This is a genomic window from Pseudomonas sp. ASL4, from assembly GCF_056680395.1.
The window spans coordinates 7,429,585-7,445,554 of sequence record NZ_CM155280.1; the positions used below are offsets into that span (position 1 = coordinate 7,429,585).

Annotated in this window: 12 protein-coding genes; all 12 read left to right on the forward strand. The window is 59.8% G+C overall.

What is annotated here, in order from left to right; translation table 11 throughout:
• Nucleotides 1-39: 39 nt before the first annotated feature.
• The 12 genes from AC1MEW_RS34010 to AC1MEW_RS34065 all read left to right on the forward strand — a co-directional run bounded on the left by AC1MEW_RS34010 (nucleotide 40) and on the right by AC1MEW_RS34065 (nucleotide 15,942).
• Nucleotides 40-1,803: a protein-disulfide reductase DsbD gene (locus AC1MEW_RS34010; protein WP_480425059.1), complete on the forward strand. Its 1,764-nt coding sequence runs from the start codon at nucleotides 40-42 to the stop codon at nucleotides 1,801-1,803.
• Between the two features lie 131 nt (nucleotides 1,804-1,934).
• Nucleotides 1,935-2,390: a type II 3-dehydroquinate dehydratase gene (gene aroQ, locus AC1MEW_RS34015; protein ID WP_007947649.1), complete on the forward strand. Its 456-nt coding sequence runs from the start codon at nucleotides 1,935-1,937 to the stop codon at nucleotides 2,388-2,390.
• 24 nt (nucleotides 2,391-2,414) lie between these two features.
• On the forward strand, nucleotides 2,415-2,873 hold the full coding sequence (gene accB / locus AC1MEW_RS34020) for an acetyl-CoA carboxylase biotin carboxyl carrier protein (protein WP_140669630.1): 459 nt from the start codon (nucleotides 2,415-2,417) through the stop codon (nucleotides 2,871-2,873).
• Between the two features lie 17 nt (nucleotides 2,874-2,890).
• Entirely contained in the window at nucleotides 2,891-4,246 is a 1,356-nt protein-coding gene (gene accC, locus AC1MEW_RS34025) for an acetyl-CoA carboxylase biotin carboxylase subunit (protein WP_201200248.1), read from the forward strand.
• Between the two features lie 157 nt (nucleotides 4,247-4,403).
• Nucleotides 4,404-5,957 (forward strand): Fic family protein, encoded by a 1,554-nt coding sequence (locus AC1MEW_RS34030; RefSeq protein ID WP_480425062.1) that lies wholly within the window; start codon nucleotides 4,404-4,406, stop codon nucleotides 5,955-5,957.
• 327 nt (nucleotides 5,958-6,284) lie between these two features.
• Nucleotides 6,285-7,163, forward strand: a complete 879-nt coding sequence (prmA, locus tag AC1MEW_RS34035; RefSeq protein ID WP_201200246.1) for a 50S ribosomal protein L11 methyltransferase — start codon at nucleotides 6,285-6,287, stop codon at nucleotides 7,161-7,163.
• 30 nt (nucleotides 7,164-7,193) lie between these two features.
• Complete coding sequence (locus AC1MEW_RS34040) at nucleotides 7,194-8,411, forward strand: DUF3426 domain-containing protein (protein ID WP_201255460.1); 1,218 nt, start codon at nucleotides 7,194-7,196, stop codon at nucleotides 8,409-8,411.
• Nucleotides 8,412-8,596: 185 nt separating this feature from the next.
• Nucleotides 8,597-9,607 (forward strand): tRNA dihydrouridine synthase DusB, encoded by a 1,011-nt coding sequence (dusB, locus tag AC1MEW_RS34045; RefSeq protein WP_123510800.1) that lies wholly within the window; start codon nucleotides 8,597-8,599, stop codon nucleotides 9,605-9,607.
• A complete protein-coding gene (gene fis / locus AC1MEW_RS34050) occupies nucleotides 9,604-9,924 on the forward strand; it encodes a DNA-binding transcriptional regulator Fis (RefSeq protein WP_007907419.1) in 321 nt (106 codons plus the stop codon). Before dusB ends, fis begins: the two co-directional genes overlap by 4 nt.
• Nucleotides 9,925-10,005: 81 nt before the next feature.
• Nucleotides 10,006-11,613 carry a bifunctional phosphoribosylaminoimidazolecarboxamide formyltransferase/IMP cyclohydrolase gene (gene purH, locus AC1MEW_RS34055; protein ID WP_201200240.1) on the forward strand — a complete coding sequence of 536 codons (1,608 nt, stop codon included), beginning with the start codon at nucleotides 10,006-10,008 and terminating at the stop codon, nucleotides 11,611-11,613.
• A 156-nt stretch (nucleotides 11,614-11,769) separates the two neighbouring features.
• The gene (gene purD, locus AC1MEW_RS34060) at nucleotides 11,770-13,065 is read left to right on the forward strand and encodes a phosphoribosylamine--glycine ligase (RefSeq protein ID WP_480425066.1); all 1,296 of its coding nucleotides are present in this window, start codon (nucleotides 11,770-11,772) and stop codon (nucleotides 13,063-13,065) included.
• A gap of 99 nt (nucleotides 13,066-13,164) precedes the next feature.
• The gene (locus AC1MEW_RS34065) at nucleotides 13,165-15,942 is read left to right on the forward strand and encodes a response regulator (protein WP_201255459.1); all 2,778 of its coding nucleotides are present in this window, start codon (nucleotides 13,165-13,167) and stop codon (nucleotides 15,940-15,942) included.
• Nucleotides 15,943-15,970: the final 28 nt, after the last annotated feature.

A 15,970-nucleotide genomic window follows, 5' to 3' on the forward strand; every position in this document is an offset into this window, starting at 1 on the left:
TCCGCTATCATGCCCCCACTTCCGATTCGCGAGATTGTCATGCGCCGTTTGCTCTGCCTGCTGCTTTTAGTGCTCGCCCTGCCGGCCTCTGCCACCGGGTTGCTGGACAATCGGCCCAGCTCCACGCTGGGTTCGATCAACAACAGCGCCGATTTCCTGCCGGTGCGCGAAGCCTTTCAATTAAGCCTGGTAGAAAGCACGCCGCAGTCGATCAAGCTGCGCTTCGTCGCCACCGAGGGTTACTACCTCTACCGCCACCGCTTTCAGTTTCGCGCCGATCCGGCCGATGTCGGCCTGGGCGCAGCGCAACTGCCCGACGGTGAAAAAAAGCACGATGAGTACTTCGGCGATGTCGAGGTTTACCACGGGATTCTCGATGTAGAGTTGCCGCGCACCAATCAACGCCCATTTACCCTGGCAGTGACCTATCAAGGCTGCGCGGATAAAGGCCTGTGCTACCCGCCCGAAACCGAGCGGTTGAGCATTGAAGGCAACGACAAGGTTGTCGCCGACAAGGTCGCCACCACGACAGCGAACTGGAGCTGGCGCGAACTGGCGCTGTTCTTCCTCGCCGGTATCGGCCTGACGTTTACCCCTTGCGTATTGCCGATGCTGCCGATCCTCTCCGGCGTCGTGTTGCGCGGCCAGGTTGGCGGGGTGCGTGGTTTCAACTTGTCCCTGGCTTACGTGCTGTCGATGGCGGCCTGCTTCGCCCTGCTCGGCGCACTGATGGGAATGTTCGGCGCGCAGCTCAATCTTCAGGCGCGCCTGCAATCGGCTTGGGTTCTGGTGCCGTTCGCGACGTTTTTTGCGGTGTTTGCGCTGGCGATGTTTGGCGTGTTCGAGCTCAAGTTGCCCCACGCCATCAGCCATCGACTGCACCACATCGCCGGTCGCACCGAAGGTGGCTCACTGTGGGGCGCAGCGGTGCTCGGCGTGGTTTCCAGCCTGCTGGTTTCACCTTGCGTTTCGGCGCCACTGGCCGGTGCATTGCTGTATATCAGCGCAAGCGGCGATGCCTTTGGCGGCGGGTTGAAACTGTTCTTGCTCGGTCTGGGCATGGGCACGCCACTGTTGCTGGTGGCGACTGGTGGCGCGGCATGGTTACCGAAAAGTGGCCCGTGGCTGGTTTATGTAAAAAACGCCATTGGGGTGCTGCTGCTCGCATTGGCGATCGCTCTTCTGAGCCGCGTGTTGCCGGGCCAGGTGACGTTGTTGCTGGTCGGTTTGCTGTTGGGCGGCGTCGGCTTGTTTCTCGGCGCGCTGGAGTTTGTTTATAAACCGCCGAGAAAACGTCTTGGCCAATTGCTCGGCCTGTTTCTGCTGTTTTATGCCATGGCGTGCTGGTACGGCGCTTTCAGCGGCCAGAGCGACCTGCTGAATCCACTCGGCAGAACCGCCGTCGTTGCCACCGGCAATCAGCCGCAAAGCAACAGCGCCTGGCAAACCGTCAGTACCCCGGCCGACCTGGACCGCGTCCTCGCCGAAGCCAAAGCCTCGGGCACCCCGCTGCTGTTGGACTGGTACGCCGACTGGTGCATCAGTTGCAAAGTCATCGAACACGAAGTGCTCAACGACGCGAAAGTCGTCGAACGCCTCAAGGGTTATCGGTTGATTCGCTTCGACATCACCGCCAGCAATGCAGAACAGCGCACCCTGCTCGACCGGTACACGCTTTTCGGTCCACCGGCGCTGATGTTTTTCGGCCCGGACGGCGTCGAACGCGCCGATGTGCGGGTGATTGGCGAGATCAATGCCACGGACTTCGCCGAACGTGTTGCGAAAGCAAATGACCGGATTTAATCACTCGGTCACATATTTCGCGCAAACATCGGCCATCGTGCTGGCTATTGCATAGAACTGGACAGTCACAAAGGCTTTGCGGCATAGTCGCCGGGTTCTGACAATTGCACACAGATAACAAGGAACAGCAGATGGCGACGCTACTGGTTCTGCACGGACCCAACCTGAACTTGCTCGGCACCCGCGAGCCGGGCACCTATGGCGCTACGACACTGGCGCAGATCAACCAGGACCTGGAACGCCGTGCCCGTGAAGCCGGTCATCATTTGCTGCACCTGCAAAGCAACGCCGAGTATGAATTGATCGACCGCATCCACGCCGCACGTGGCGAAGGTGTGGACTTCATTTTGATCAACCCAGCAGCTTTTACGCACACAAGTGTCGCATTACGTGACGCGCTGCTGGCGGTGAGCATCCCATTCATCGAAGTGCATTTGTCTAACGTGCACAAACGCGAACCTTTCCGCCATCACTCTTACTTCTCCGATGTAGCGGTGGGAGTGATCTGCGGCCTTGGCGCCAGCGGTTATCGACTGGCCCTGGAGGCTGCCCTGGAACAGCTTGAACAACAAGCTATACGCCCCTGACCGACCCTTGGGAGTTGATGATTCATGGATATCCGTAAAGTTAAGAAACTAATCGAATTGCTGGAAGAGTCCGGCATCGACGAGCTCGAGATCAAGGAAGGCGAAGAGTCCGTACGCATCAGCCGTCACAGCAAGACCCCGGCTCAGCAGTACTACGCTCCGGCTCCGATGCACGCTCCGGCGCCTGCGCCAGTTGCTGCAGCTCCCGTTGCTGCCGCTCCTGCAGCTCCAGCCGCACCTGTTCTGAACGGCACCGTTGCCCGTTCGCCTATGGTCGGCACCTTCTATCGCAAATCTTCCCCGTCCTCGCCGTCCTTCGTTGAAGTTGGCCAGACCGTGAAGAAAGGCGACACCCTGTGTATCGTCGAAGCCATGAAGATGATGAACCACATCGAAGCTGAAACCAGCGGTGTGATCGAATCCATCCTCGTCGAAGACGGCCAGCCGGTTGAGTACGACCAACCGCTGTTCACCATCGTTTGAACCGCGGAGAGACTTTGATGACTGCGAAGTTGGAAAAAGTTCTGATCGCCAACCGCGGTGAGATCGCCCTGCGGATCCTGCGTGCCTGCAAAGAGATGGGCATCAAGACCGTCGCCGTTTATTCCACGGCTGACAAAGAGCTGATGCACCTGGGTCTGGCGGACGAATCCGTCTGCATCGGTCCGGCATCGGCTGCAAAGTCTTACCTGCACATCCCTGCGATTATCGCCGCTGCTGAAGTGACTGGCGCTACCGCCATTCACCCAGGCTACGGTTTCCTCGCGGAAAACGCCGATTTCGCCGAACAGGTCGAGAATTCCGGCTTCGCCTTCATCGGCCCGAAAGCCGACACCATTCGCCTGATGGGCGACAAGGTATCGGCCAAGCACGCCATGATCGCTGCTGGTGTTCCAACCGTTCCGGGCTCTGACGGTCCACTGCCGGAAGACGAAGAAACCGCTCTGCGCATTGGTCGCGAAGTCGGTTACCCGGTGATCATCAAAGCCGCTGGCGGCGGTGGTGGTCGCGGCATGCGCGTTGTGCATAAAGAAGAAGACCTGATTTCTTTCGCAAAACTGACCCGCACCGAAGCAGGCGCGGCGTTCGGCAACCCGATGGTCTATCTGGAAAAATTCCTGACCAACCCACGTCACGTGGAAGTCCAGGTTCTTTCCGACGGCCAGGGCCACGCCATCCATCTGGGCGACCGCGATTGCTCGCTGCAACGTCGTCACCAGAAGGTTCTCGAAGAAGCGCCAGCACCGGGCATCGACGAGAAGGCACGGGCTGAAGTCCTCGCACGCTGCGTCAAGGCATGCATCGACATCAACTACCGTGGCGCGGGCACTTTCGAGTTCCTGTACGAGAACGGCGCGTTCTATTTCATCGAAATGAACACCCGCGTTCAGGTTGAGCACCCGGTTTCGGAAATGGTTACCGGCATCGACATCGTCAAGGAGATGCTCAGCATCGCCGCTGGCAACAAGCTGTCGTTCACCCAGGATGACGTCGTCATCCGCGGTCACGCGCTGGAATGCCGGATCAACGCCGAAGACCCGAAAACCTTCATGCCAAGCCCAGGCACGGTCAAGCATTTCCACGCTCCAGGCGGCAACGGCGTTCGCGTCGATTCGCACCTGTACAGTGGCTATGCTGTTCCGCCGAACTACGATTCGTTGATCGGCAAGCTGATCACCTACGGCGCAACCCGTGACGAAGCCATGGCGCGCATGCGCAATGCGCTGGACGAAATCGTTGTCGACGGGATCAAGACCAACATCCCGCTGCACCGCGATCTGGTCCGTGATGAAGAATTCTGCAAAGGCGGAGTCAACATCCACTACCTGGAACACAAGCTGGCTGCTCAGCATTAAGATGTGATCCGAACCAACAAAGCCGCTTTCGAGCGGCTTTGTTGTTTCTGAAGGTTTCATCTGCTCCCTATGGCGCTTAACTGGCAGGCACTGGCCTGTCCGGGCTGACTATAATCGCCCTCTGATCAGCGCAACGCTGACGAACCAGAGCCTGCCCATGCCTCAAAAGTTACCCATCAACCTCAATGATCTGCTGCGCCAGCGGACAGTCGAGGGTGAACGAATCGAATACAAAACCGGCTGGAACCCCGACCCGATCATTCGTACGCTCTGCGCCTTTGCCAATGACTTTGAAAACCTGGGCGGTGGTTATGTGGTGATTGGGCAGGAGTGTGACGACAACGGTCAGCCGATCTTTCCTCCGAGAGGCCTTGCCGATCAGCAACTCGACAAGATCCAACTCGAACTACTGGCGGCTTGCCAATCAATTCAGCCCGCCTATTTTCCAGTATTGAGTGTGGAAGAGGTCGAAGGCCGCAAGCTAATCGTACTGTGGGCACCGGGCGGGCAAAATCGCCCCTATAAAGCCCCGACCGCAGTGACAGCCAAACACAGAAGCCTGCACTACTACATCCGTCGCTACAGCAGCACAGTCGAGGCCAAGGGCGAAGTCGAGCAGGAACTCTTGAGCCTTGCTGCCAAGGTTCCATTCGATGATCGCTTCAACCTGAGCGCTCGCGTCAGCGATCTGTCCAAACCGTTAATGCAAAGCTTTCTGCAAGAGATTGGCAGCGCCCTCGCAAAAGATGCTGACAACCTGCCTATTGAGGCGCTGGGCCGCCAAATGAACATCGTGGGCGGCCCGACCGAATCGCCATGGCCCAAGAACGTAGGCTTGATGTTCTTCAGTAGCGCCCCTGAGCGGTTCTTTCCCGGGACACAAATTGATGTGCTGTGGTTTCCCGAAGGTGCTGATGGAGATCGCTTTGACGAAAAAATCTTCAAGGGCCCTTTGGCCACCATTACCCGCGAGGCCTTGGCCTATATCCAGCGCAATTTTCTACATGAAACGGTGATCAAACACCCAGACCGCGCGCAGGCCACGCGAGCCTGGAACTTCCCTTTCACGGCGATTGAAGAGGCATTGGTCAACGCGGTCTACCATCGATCCTATGAGGAGCGCGAGCCTATCGAGGTCCGCATCAGTCAGGAAGAATTGGTGATATTGAGCTTTCCGGGACCAGACCGCTCGATTCGAATGGAGGACCTGCGAACAGGCCGCGCCGTGAGCCGTCGCTACCGTAACCGGCGAATTGGCGAGTTCCTGAAAGAACTGGACCTGACTGAAGGCCGCTCGACAGGCATTCCCAAAATCCTCAAGGTCATGGCCGTCAATGGTTCACCCGCTCCACTATTTGAAACGGACGATGAACGGATTTCATACGTCGTACGGTTGCCAGCGCACCCACTGACACGAAGTACAGAAACAAGGACAGGAAAAGTCACCATGGAAGTCACCATGGAAGTCACCATGGAAGTCGCTGCACTGCTGAAAGTCGTGGAAGGTGAAATGAGCAGGCAAGAACTACAAACCGCTATGACTCTGAAAAACGCTGACCACTTCCGCAAGGCTTACATATTGCCGGCCATCGCTGCCGAAGTCCTTGAAATGACATTACCAGGACAACCTAACAGCCGCCTGCAACGCTATCGCCTGACCAGCAAAGGCCTGCAATGGCGTAAAGGCAATAATGCGATGAGTCAGCATTAAGATGTGATCCAGACCAACAAAGCCGCTTTCAAGCGGCTTTGTTGTTTCTGGAGATTGCCGCACACCTCTCCACTGTGGCGAGGGAGCTTGCTCCCGCTCGGTTGCGCAGCAACCGCAAAACCATTCAACGCGGCTGTGCCAGGCAGAACCGCATCTGCCATTTCGGGACCGCTTCGCGCTCCAGCGGGAGCAAGCTCCCTCGCCACAGGTTATTCGTTCACCTGCGAACCCTGTCGAGTTGGTCGTCTTCTGCCGCGCGCTCGCGTAAACTTGCGCGCTTCTCGCAGCCCGCTAGGCTGCAATCAATATTTTTCAAAGGTGCCCGCCATGCCTTGGCTGCAAGTCCGTCTCGCCATCAGCCCAGAACAAGCCGAAACCTACGAAGACGCTTTCCTTGAAGTCGGCGCCGTATCGGTGACTTTCATGGACGCTGAAGATCAGCCGATCTTCGAACCGGAACTCAACACCACGCCGCTGTGGTCCCACACCCATCTGCTGGCCCTGTTCGAGGACGGCACCGAAGCCGCCAGCGTGCTGGCCCACATGGAATTGCTGACCGGCGGTCCACTGCCCGAGCATCACAGCGAAATCATCGAAGACCAGGACTGGGAACGCAGTTGGATGGACGGTTTCCAGCCAATGCGTTTCGGTGAGCGCCTGTGGATTGTCCCGAGCTGGCACGCCGCGCCCGAACCTGACGCCGTGAACCTGCTGCTGGACCCGGGCCTGGCGTTCGGCACCGGCACCCACCCGACCACCGCGCTGTGCCTGGAATGGCTCGATGGCCAGGACCTGAAGGACTGCAACGTGCTGGATTTCGGCTGCGGCTCGGGGATTCTGGCAATTGCCGCCCTGCTGCTGGGCGCCAAGGAAGCCGTCGGCACCGACATCGACGTGCAAGCGCTGGAAGCCTCCCGCGACAACGCCGGGCGCAACAACATTGCCGAAGCGCTGTTCCCGCTGTATCTGCCAGAAGACCTGCCGCAGGTTCAGGCCGACGTGCTGGTCGCCAACATTTTGGCCGGCCCGCTGGTGTCCCTGGCCCCACAACTGTCCAGCCTGGTCAAGCCGGGCGGCCGTCTGGCGCTGTCGGGCATCCTCGCCGAGCAAGGTGAAGACGTCGCCAAGGCCTACGCTCAAGACTTCGATCTGGACCCGATTGCCAATCGCGATGGCTGGGTGCGCATCACTGGCCGTCGGCGCTAGAATGAGCACCTGCATAATCCGGATCGCCGCATGACCGACAGCTTCGTCACCCAGTGCCCGCATTGCCAAACCAGCTTCCGCGTCAGCCACGCTCAATTGAGCGTGGCCCGTGGAGTGGTTCGCTGTGGCTCCTGCTTGCAGGTGTTCAACGCCGCCAAGCAACTGCTTGAGCAACGGGCCGGCCAGGAATCGGTCAAACCGGTCGCCCCGGCCATCGTCGAGCCGCCGGCACAGCGGGCGATCAGCCAAAAGCAGTGGTCCGCCGCCGAGATGGATCTGGACAGCCTTGACCTGGACCAGGAGCTCGCCCGGCTCGAACATCGGGAAATACAGCCGACCACGGAGTTTGGCCGGCACCGTGAAAACGGCCTCAGTGCTCGCCGCGACTCTGTCGAGCACGAGGATGAACCCTGGTCCGACAGCCTCTTCAGCGAATCGGCGGCTGATCGCGCCCAGGCCGTCGAAGCCGACCAACGGGAATCGCAGACAGACCCGGGCAAGCACTCGCGCACTGAACCTTCGTTCTCACTGGAACCGGTTGATCTGGACGACGAGCCCCAGGTGCCGCAACTGCGCCTGAATGATCCACTCGACATGCCCCTACGCCATGATCATCTGTCAGCCACCGATACAACTGACGACGACCTGCCCCCGATTGCCCCCTTGCGCAAGCGACACGAACGCAGCGAGGCGACCGAACGTGACGAAGCCTTGCAAGACCTGACTGACGACCCGCTGCAACTGGACTGGCAGAAACGCCGCTCGCCCTGGGGCCGCCGGTTTTTCTGGCTGTTGCTGATCCTGCTGGGCGCCGGCGCCCTCGTCGGGCAATACGTCGCTTACCATTTCGACGAGTTGGCCCGTCAGGATCAATACCGTCCGTGGTTCCAGGAGTTGTGCCCGCAACTCGGCTGCACGGTGCCGTCCAAAGTTGACATCGCCAAAATCAAAAGCAGCAACCTGGTGGTGCGCAGCCATCCTGATTTCAGCGGGGCACTGGTGGTGGATGCGATCATCTATAACCGCGCGGCCTTCTCCCAGCCCTTTCCGCTGCTGGAGTTGCGCTTTGCCGACCTCAACGGCCACCTGATTGCCAGCCGTCGCTTCAAGCCCGGCGAGTACCTCAACGGCGACCTCGAAGGCCTGGCGGAAATGCCCCCGCAAACGCCGATCCACATCGCGCTGGATATCCTCGATCCAGGCCCTAAAGCGGTGAACTACAGCCTGAGCTTCCATTCGCCCGAGTGAAACGCTTCAGTGCTCAGGGATTGACGGCGGTTTTCTGACTTTGCCTGTACGGACCAAACCGCTGGCGATAACAGAATAACTGTTCAGATTTTGTTCAATTCAGCCTTTATCCAGTCATCGAGAGCGGGTATCATGCCAACCCTTTTTCGAACTCTCATGATCCGGCCCCACAACAGGGAAGTCCTATGTCGGCGGTACGCATCGGTCCATATACATTGCACAACGGCTTGATTCTCGCCCCCATGGCGGGTGTCACCGACCAGCCCTTTCGTCAGCTGTGCAAGCGACTGGGCGCAGGGCTTGTAGTCTCGGAAATGGTCACCAGCGACATGAGCTTGTGGAACACCCGCAAATCGCGGATGCGCATGATCCACGAAGGTGATCCCGAGCCACGCTCGGTACAGATCGCCGGCGGTGATGCGCAGATGCTGGCGGATGCGGCCCGGGCCAACGTGGAACTGGGCGCACAGATTATTGATATCAACATGGGCTGTCCGGCGAAGAAGGTCTGCAACAAGGCCGCCGGTTCGGCGCTGTTGAAAGATGAAGCATTGGTGACCGAGATCCTGCAGGCCGTGGTGGCTGCGGTTGATGTGCCGGTCACCCTGAAGATCCGCACAGGCTGGGACCGGGACAACAAGAACGGCCTGACCGTGGCGAAGATTGCCGAACAGGCAGGTATTACGGCGTTGGCGGTCCATGGCCGCACCCGTGCCGACCTGTACACCGGCGAGGCCGAGTACGACACCATTGCCGCGATCAAGCAGGCGGTGTCGATCCCGGTTTTCGCCAATGGCGATATCGATTCACCCGAGAAGGCCCGGTACGTGCTCGACGCGACCGGTGCCGATGGCCTATTGGTAGGCCGGGCAGCCCAAGGGCGGCCATGGATTTTTCGTGAGATCGACCATTTCCTGCGTACTGGCGAAAAATTGCCGGCGCCGGAGCTGATCGAGGTGGAACGTATTCTGCTTGAGCATCTGGCCGCGCTGCACGCCTTCTATGGAGACGTGATGGGCGTACGCATTGCTCGCAAGCATGTGGGCTGGTATCTCGCAACCCTGCCGGGCGCCAGGGAGTTCCGCGCCCACTTCAATCGTTTGGATGGTACGGAAACACAATGCGCCAACGTTCGGGAGTTCTTCGCCGAGCGTTACAAGAGCCTGACAGGGGACGGAGAAGGGGTGGCCGCATGACGATGATGACCGAGACTTTAGTGAGTGGAACAACACCCGTGAGCGACAACGTGAATTTGAAACAGCACCTCAATACGCCGAGCGAAGAAGGTCAGACCCTTCGCGGGAGTGTCGAGAAGGCGCTGCACAATTATTTCGCCCACCTTGAGGGCGCTGCCGTCACGGATGTGTACAACCTGGTGCTCTCCGAAGTCGAGGCTCCCCTGCTCGAGTGCGTGATGAACTACGTCAAGGGCAACCAGACCAAGGCCAGCGAGCTGCTCGGGCTGAACCGGGGCACGCTGCGCAAGAAACTCAAGCAGTACGATTTGCTGTAAGCATTCAATCAAACCAGAAAGGCGCCCGCGTAAAACCGGTCGCCTTTTTTGCTGACTCCTTTGCTTTTGATGGAAATTGAAATGACCGACCAGACTACCCGCCTGCCGATCCGCCGCGCCTTGATCAGCGTCTCTGACAAGACCGGGATCCTCGAATTCGCCAAGGAGCTCGAAGCCCTGGGCGTCGAGATCCTCTCCACCGGCGGGACGTTCAAGCTGCTGCGCGACAACGGTGTTGCCGCAGTGGAAGTCGCGGATTACACCGGTTTCGCTGAAATGATGGACGGTCGGGTCAAGACCCTGCACCCGAAAATCCATGGCGGGATCCTCGGTCGTCGCGGTATCGACGACGCGATCATGAACGAGCACGGCATCAAGCCGATCGACCTGGTTGCGGTCAACCTGTACCCGTTCGAAGCCACCATCAACAAGCCAGGCTGCGACCTGCCGACCGCGATCGAGAACATCGACATCGGCGGCCCGACCATGGTCCGCTCGGCAGCAAAAAACCACAAAGACGTGGCCATCGTGGTGAACGCCAGCGACTACGCCAACGTGCTGGACGGCCTCAAGGCCGGCGGCCTGACCTACGCTCAGCGTTTCGACCTGATGCTCAAGGCCTTCGAACACACCGCTGCCTACGACGGCATGATCGCCAACTACATGGGCACCGTGAACCAGGCTGCTGAGACTCTCAGCACCGAAGGTCGCAGCGAGTTCCCGCGCACCTTCAACAGCCAGTTCGTCAAGGCTCAGGAAATGCGCTACGGCGAGAACCCGCACCAGAGCGCGGCGTTCTACGTGGAAGCCAAACCTGCCGAAGTCGGTATTGCCACCGCAACCCAACTGCAAGGCAAAGAGCTGTCGTACAACAACGTGGCCGACACCGACGCCGCGCTGGAATGCGTGAAGAGCTTCGTCAAGCCGGCCTGCGTGATCGTCAAGCACGCCAACCCATGCGGCGTCGCCGTAAGCCCGGACGCCGAAGGCGGCATCCGTCAGGCCTACGAACTGGCTTACGCCACTGACACCGAATCCGCGTTCGGCGGCATCATCGCCTTCAACCGCGAACTGGATGCTGAAACCGCCAAGGCCATCGTCGAGCGTCAGTTCGTCGAGGTGATCATCGCCCCATCCGTCAGCGCAGAAGCCCGCGCCATCGTGGCAGCCAAAGCCAACGTGCGCCTGCTGACCTGCGGCGAGTGGTCGACTGACCGCGCCGCTGCCTGGGACTACAAACGCGTCAACGGCGGTTTACTGGTACAGAGCCGCGACATCGGCATGATCAGCGCTGATGACCTGAAAGTCGTGACCAAGCGTGCCCCGACCGAACAGGAAATCCACGACCTGATTTTCGCCTGGAAAGTCGCCAAGTACGTTAAGTCCAACGCCATCGTCTACGCCAAGAACCGTCAGACCATCGGTGTCGGCGCAGGCCAGATGAGCCGCGTGAACTCCGCCCGCATCGCTGCGATCAAGGCTGAACACGCCGGTTTGCAGGTGGCAGGCTCGGTAATGGCCTCCGACGCGTTCTTCCCGTTCCGCGACGGCTTGGACAACGCGGCCAAGGTCGGCATCACTGCGGTGATCCAGCCAGGCGGCTCGATGCGTGATAACGAAGTGATTGCTGCAGCTGATGAAGCCGGCATCGCCATGGTATTCACCGGCATGCGCCACTTCCGTCACTGATTAACTCGATCAACTGTGGGAGCGGGCTTGCTCACGAAAGCGGTCTTTCAGTCACATTGATGCTGGATGTGCCGTCGTCTTCGCGAGCAAGCCCGCTCCCACAGAAAAGCAGCTTCAGTGCTGCCTCCAGAATTAGCGTCATCCGAGGTTTTTGAAATGAATGTTTTGATCATTGGCAGCGGTGGCCGTGAACACGCCCTGGCCTGGAAAGTGGCTCAGGATCCGCGCGTGCAGAAGGTTTTCGTTGCTCCGGGCAACGCCGGCACCGCCATTGAAGCCAAGTGCGAGAACGTCGCCATCGACGTGCTCGCCCTCGAGCAACTTGCGGATTTCGCCGAGAAAAACGTTTCCCTGACCATCGTCGGTCCGGAAGTGCCATTGGTTGCCGGCGTCGTCGATCTGTTCCGCGCGCGCGGCCTCGATTGCTTCGGTCCGACCGCTGGCGCTGCTCAGCTGGAAGGTTCGAAAGCGTTCACCAAGGACTTCCTGGCTCGCCACAAGATCCCGACTGCCGACTACCAGAACTTTACCGAGATCGAGCCGGCCCTGGCTTACTTGCGTGAGAAAGGCGCACCGATCGTGATTAAGGCCGATGGCCTGGCCGCCGGTAAAGGCGTGATCGTCGCGATGACTTTGGCTGAAGCCGAAGACGCCGTGCGCGACATGCTGGCGGGCAACGCTTTCGGCGAAGCCGGTTCGCGCGTCGTGATCGAAGAGTTCCTGGACGGCGAAGAAGCCAGCTTCATCGTCATGGTCGACGGCAAGAACGTACTGCCGATGGCCACCAGCCAGGACCACAAACGCGTCGGCGACGGCGACACCGGCCCGAACACCGGCGGTATGGGTGCCTATTCCCCTGCCCCGGTCGTAACAGCCGAAGTCCATAAACGTGTCATGGACCTGGTGATCTGGCCAACCGTGCGTGGCATGGCTGACGAAGGCAACGTCTACACCGGTTTCCTGTATGCCGGCCTGATGATCGACAAAGCCGGTAACCCAAAAGTTATCGAGTTCAACTGCCGTTTCGGCGACCCTGAGACCCAACCGGTGATGCTGCGTTTGCAGTCGAGCCTGGTATTGCTGGTCGAAGCGGCCCTGGCGCAAGCCCTGGACAAAGTCGAAGCACAATGGGATCCACGTCCAAGCGTCGGCATCGTGCTGGCCGCCGGCGGCTATCCTGGTGACTACGCCAAAGGCGTGGCGATCAACGGTCTGGACGCAGCCGCCGGTCTGGAAGGCAAAGTCTTCCACGCTGGCACTGCGCTCAAGGACAGTCAGGTTGTAACGGCCGGTGGTCGGGTGCTGTGCGCTACGGCGATGGGTACCAGTGTTGATGCTGCCCAGCAGCAAGCTTACAAGCTGGCAGCCAAGATCGATTGGGAAGGTTGCTTCTATCGCAAGGACATCGGCTACCGCGCCATTGCCCGCGAGCGTGGCGAAAATCAGGAATAAGCCCTCCATTCGGCCAGGCAAGGGCGTGATGCCCTTGCCGGACTATTCCGGCGCCGCGCATAGTTATATTCTGGCATCAACCTACGAAGGGATTTCGCCGTGCGCTGGCTCAGGATTGCCATAGGTCTTACCGTCACTCTGTTGACCTTGCTCTGCATGCTCCCGGCCCAAGCCGCGCAAGGCAGTGGCTGGTCGGTTTTGCTCGACGAACAGGGCGACCTGCAACTGAGCGATATCCGCTCCACGCGCTTCACCAATCAATTCAGCCCCATCGAACTCGACCGCCTCACGGCCGCCGAGCCCGACGGCGCGTTATGGCTGCGCTTCAGGCTGGCCCCCGGCAAGCACGAACAAGTGCTGCGCGTGTTCGCCCCCGACCTGTCGCACCTCAATCTGTATGTGCTGGACGGCGAAAAGCTGATCGAGCAACTGAACACCGGCACCCAGCAGCCTCAGGCTGAGCGGCCACTGCCCAGCAGCGACTTCATGTTGCCGCTGCCCCAAAGCGATAAAACCCTCGACGTTTACTTGCGACTGGTTTCCGAGCACCAGCTGCGGCCTTACATCACCCTGCAATCGGCGGTGATGACGGCGGCCAATCAGAACCTCACGCTGATCTACGGCCTACTGTTCGGCTGCATCGGCATGCTGATCCTGCACAACGTCGTTCGTTACGCCTACACCCGTTCGCGCAGCAGCCTCTGGCTGGCGGCCTGCGAGTTTCTGCTGCTGCTCAGTCTGGTTCTGCTGCTGAACCTGGCCGGGCCATGGCTGCCGAACTGGCACGCCATCCAGACTCCCGGTGCCTACCTCGCCCTGTTGCTGACGGCACCGTGCGGCCTGATGTTCGCCTACCGCTTTTTTGCCCCGCTGGGCCCGCACCCACTGAACAAGCTGCTGCTTGGCGACATCCTGTTCACGGTGGTCGCCGGGCTGCTGCTGTTGTTCGTCAACACCCTGCCGCTGAACATCATCACCTACGTCCTGGTCGCACTCGCGGGCCTGAGCATGTTGTTCGTCAGCGGTTACCACTGGCAAAAAGGCTATCGTCCGGCCCGGCTGTTCGTCGCCGCCATGGTGGTGTTCAACATCGGCGCGCTGATCATCCTGCCGGCACTGCTGGGGCTGACCCTGGTGGCACCGCAAGGCCTGATCATCACCCTGCTGGCGTTCATCTGCATCAGCGGCCTGTTGATGAGCATCGCTCTGGGCGAGCGCCAGCGCAGCATCACCGAAGACCGTTTCAGCGTCAGCCGCGACCTGGCGGCCAGCAATGCCGAGATCAACGCCAAGGCTGAATTCCTGGCGAAGATCAGCCATGAAATCCGCACGCCGATGAATGGCGTACTGGGCATGACCGAACTGCTGCTGGGCACGCCATTGTCGGTCAAGCAACGTGATTACGTGCAGACCATCCACAGCGCTGGCAACGAACTGCTGACCCTGATCAACGAGATTCTCGACATCTCCAAGCTCGAGTCCGGGCAGATTGAACTGGACGACGTGCAATTCGACCTCAATGCCCTGATCGAAGATTGCCTGAGTATTTTCCGCGCCAAGGCCGAACAGCAAAACGTCGAGCTGATCAGTTTTATCCAGCCGCAAGTGCCACGGGTGATCAGCGGTGACCCAACCCGTTTGCGTCAGACCCTGCTGAGCCTGCTGGAAAACGCCCTGAAAAAAACCGACGAAGGCGAGATCCTGATTGTCGTCGCCCTCGACGAACGCAGCGCCAAACCACGCCTGCGCATCGCCGTGCAGGACAGCGGCGTGCCGATGGAACCCGAAGAGCGCGATGCGCTGATGCACGCCGAACTGCACAGCAAACACTTCCTGTCGGCCACTCGCCTGGGCGGTAATCTGGGGCTGGTGATCGCTCGCCAACTGATCCGCCTGATGCAAGGTGAGTTCGGGATCAAAAGCGGCGCCAATCAGGGCAGCACCCTGTGGCTGACCTTGCCGCTGGACCCCGACCGTCTCGAACACCCGACTTCCGACCTCGACAGCCCGTTGCAAGGCGCGCGCGTACTGGTGGTGGACGACAACGACACCTGCCGCAAAGTGCTGGTACAACAGTGCAGCGCCTGGGGCTTGAATGTCAGCGCGGTGCCTTCCGGCAAGGAAGCCTTGGCGCTATTGCGCACCAAGGCTCATTTGCGTGACTACTTCGACGTGGTCCTGCTGGACCAGAACATGCCCGGCATGACCGGCATGCAACTGGCGGCCAAGATCAAGGAAGACCCGAGCCTCAACCACGACATTCTGTTGATCATGCTCACCGGCATCAGTAATGCGCCGAGCAAGATCATTGCACGCAACTCGGGGATCAAGCGCATCCTCGCCAAACCGGTGGCCGGCTACACCCTCAAGACCACATTGGCGGACGAGCTGAACCAGCGCAACAAAGGCCTGGCCGTGTCGCATCACCTGCCCTCCGGCCCGCCCCTGCCGGTCAAGGTGCCCAGCGATTTCCGCATCCTGGTGGCCGAAGACAACAGCATCTCGACCAAGGTCATTCGCGGCATGCTGGGCAAGCTCAACCTGCAACCGGACACCGCCAGCAACGGCGAAGAAGCCTTGCAGGCGATGAAGGCCCAGCGCTACGACCTGGTGTTGATGGACTGCGAAATGCCGATTCTCGACGGTTTCTCCGCCACCCAGCAATTGCGCGCGTGGGAAGTTGGCAATCAGCGGATTCGCACGCCGGTGGTAGCGCTGACCGCACATATTCTCGCCGAGCATAAAGAGCGCGCGCGACAGGCTGGTATGGACGGACACATGGCCAAACCGGTCGAGCTGTCGCAGTTGCGCGAGTTGATCGAGCACTGGGTGGCTCAGCGTGATCAGCAAAACCGTGTCACGACGCAAACGTCCTGAGCCCTTTCTAGCCCTTTGCGTACTCGGC

Bases quoted from the DNA above. Each gene is read 5' to 3' on its own strand.
- AC1MEW_RS34010 (WP_480425059.1), top strand. From the start codon at position 40: ATGCGCCGTTTGCTCTGCCTGCTGCTTTTAGTGCTCGCCCTGCCGGCC.
- aroQ (WP_007947649.1), top strand. From the start codon at position 1,935: ATGGCGACGCTACTGGTTCTGCACGGACCCAACCTGAACTTGCTCGGC.
- accB (WP_140669630.1), top strand. From the start codon at position 2,415: ATGGATATCCGTAAAGTTAAGAAACTAATCGAATTGCTGGAAGAGTCC.
- accC (WP_201200248.1), top strand. From the start codon at position 2,891: ATGACTGCGAAGTTGGAAAAAGTTCTGATCGCCAACCGCGGTGAGATC.
- AC1MEW_RS34030 (WP_480425062.1), top strand. From the start codon at position 4,404: ATGCCTCAAAAGTTACCCATCAACCTCAATGATCTGCTGCGCCAGCGG.
- prmA (WP_201200246.1), top strand. From the start codon at position 6,285: ATGCCTTGGCTGCAAGTCCGTCTCGCCATCAGCCCAGAACAAGCCGAA.
- AC1MEW_RS34040 (WP_201255460.1), top strand. From the start codon at position 7,194: ATGACCGACAGCTTCGTCACCCAGTGCCCGCATTGCCAAACCAGCTTC.
- dusB (WP_123510800.1), top strand. From the start codon at position 8,597: ATGTCGGCGGTACGCATCGGTCCATATACATTGCACAACGGCTTGATT.
- fis (WP_007907419.1), top strand. From the start codon at position 9,604: ATGACGATGATGACCGAGACTTTAGTGAGTGGAACAACACCCGTGAGC.
- purH (WP_201200240.1), top strand. From the start codon at position 10,006: ATGACCGACCAGACTACCCGCCTGCCGATCCGCCGCGCCTTGATCAGC.
- purD (WP_480425066.1), top strand. From the start codon at position 11,770: ATGAATGTTTTGATCATTGGCAGCGGTGGCCGTGAACACGCCCTGGCC.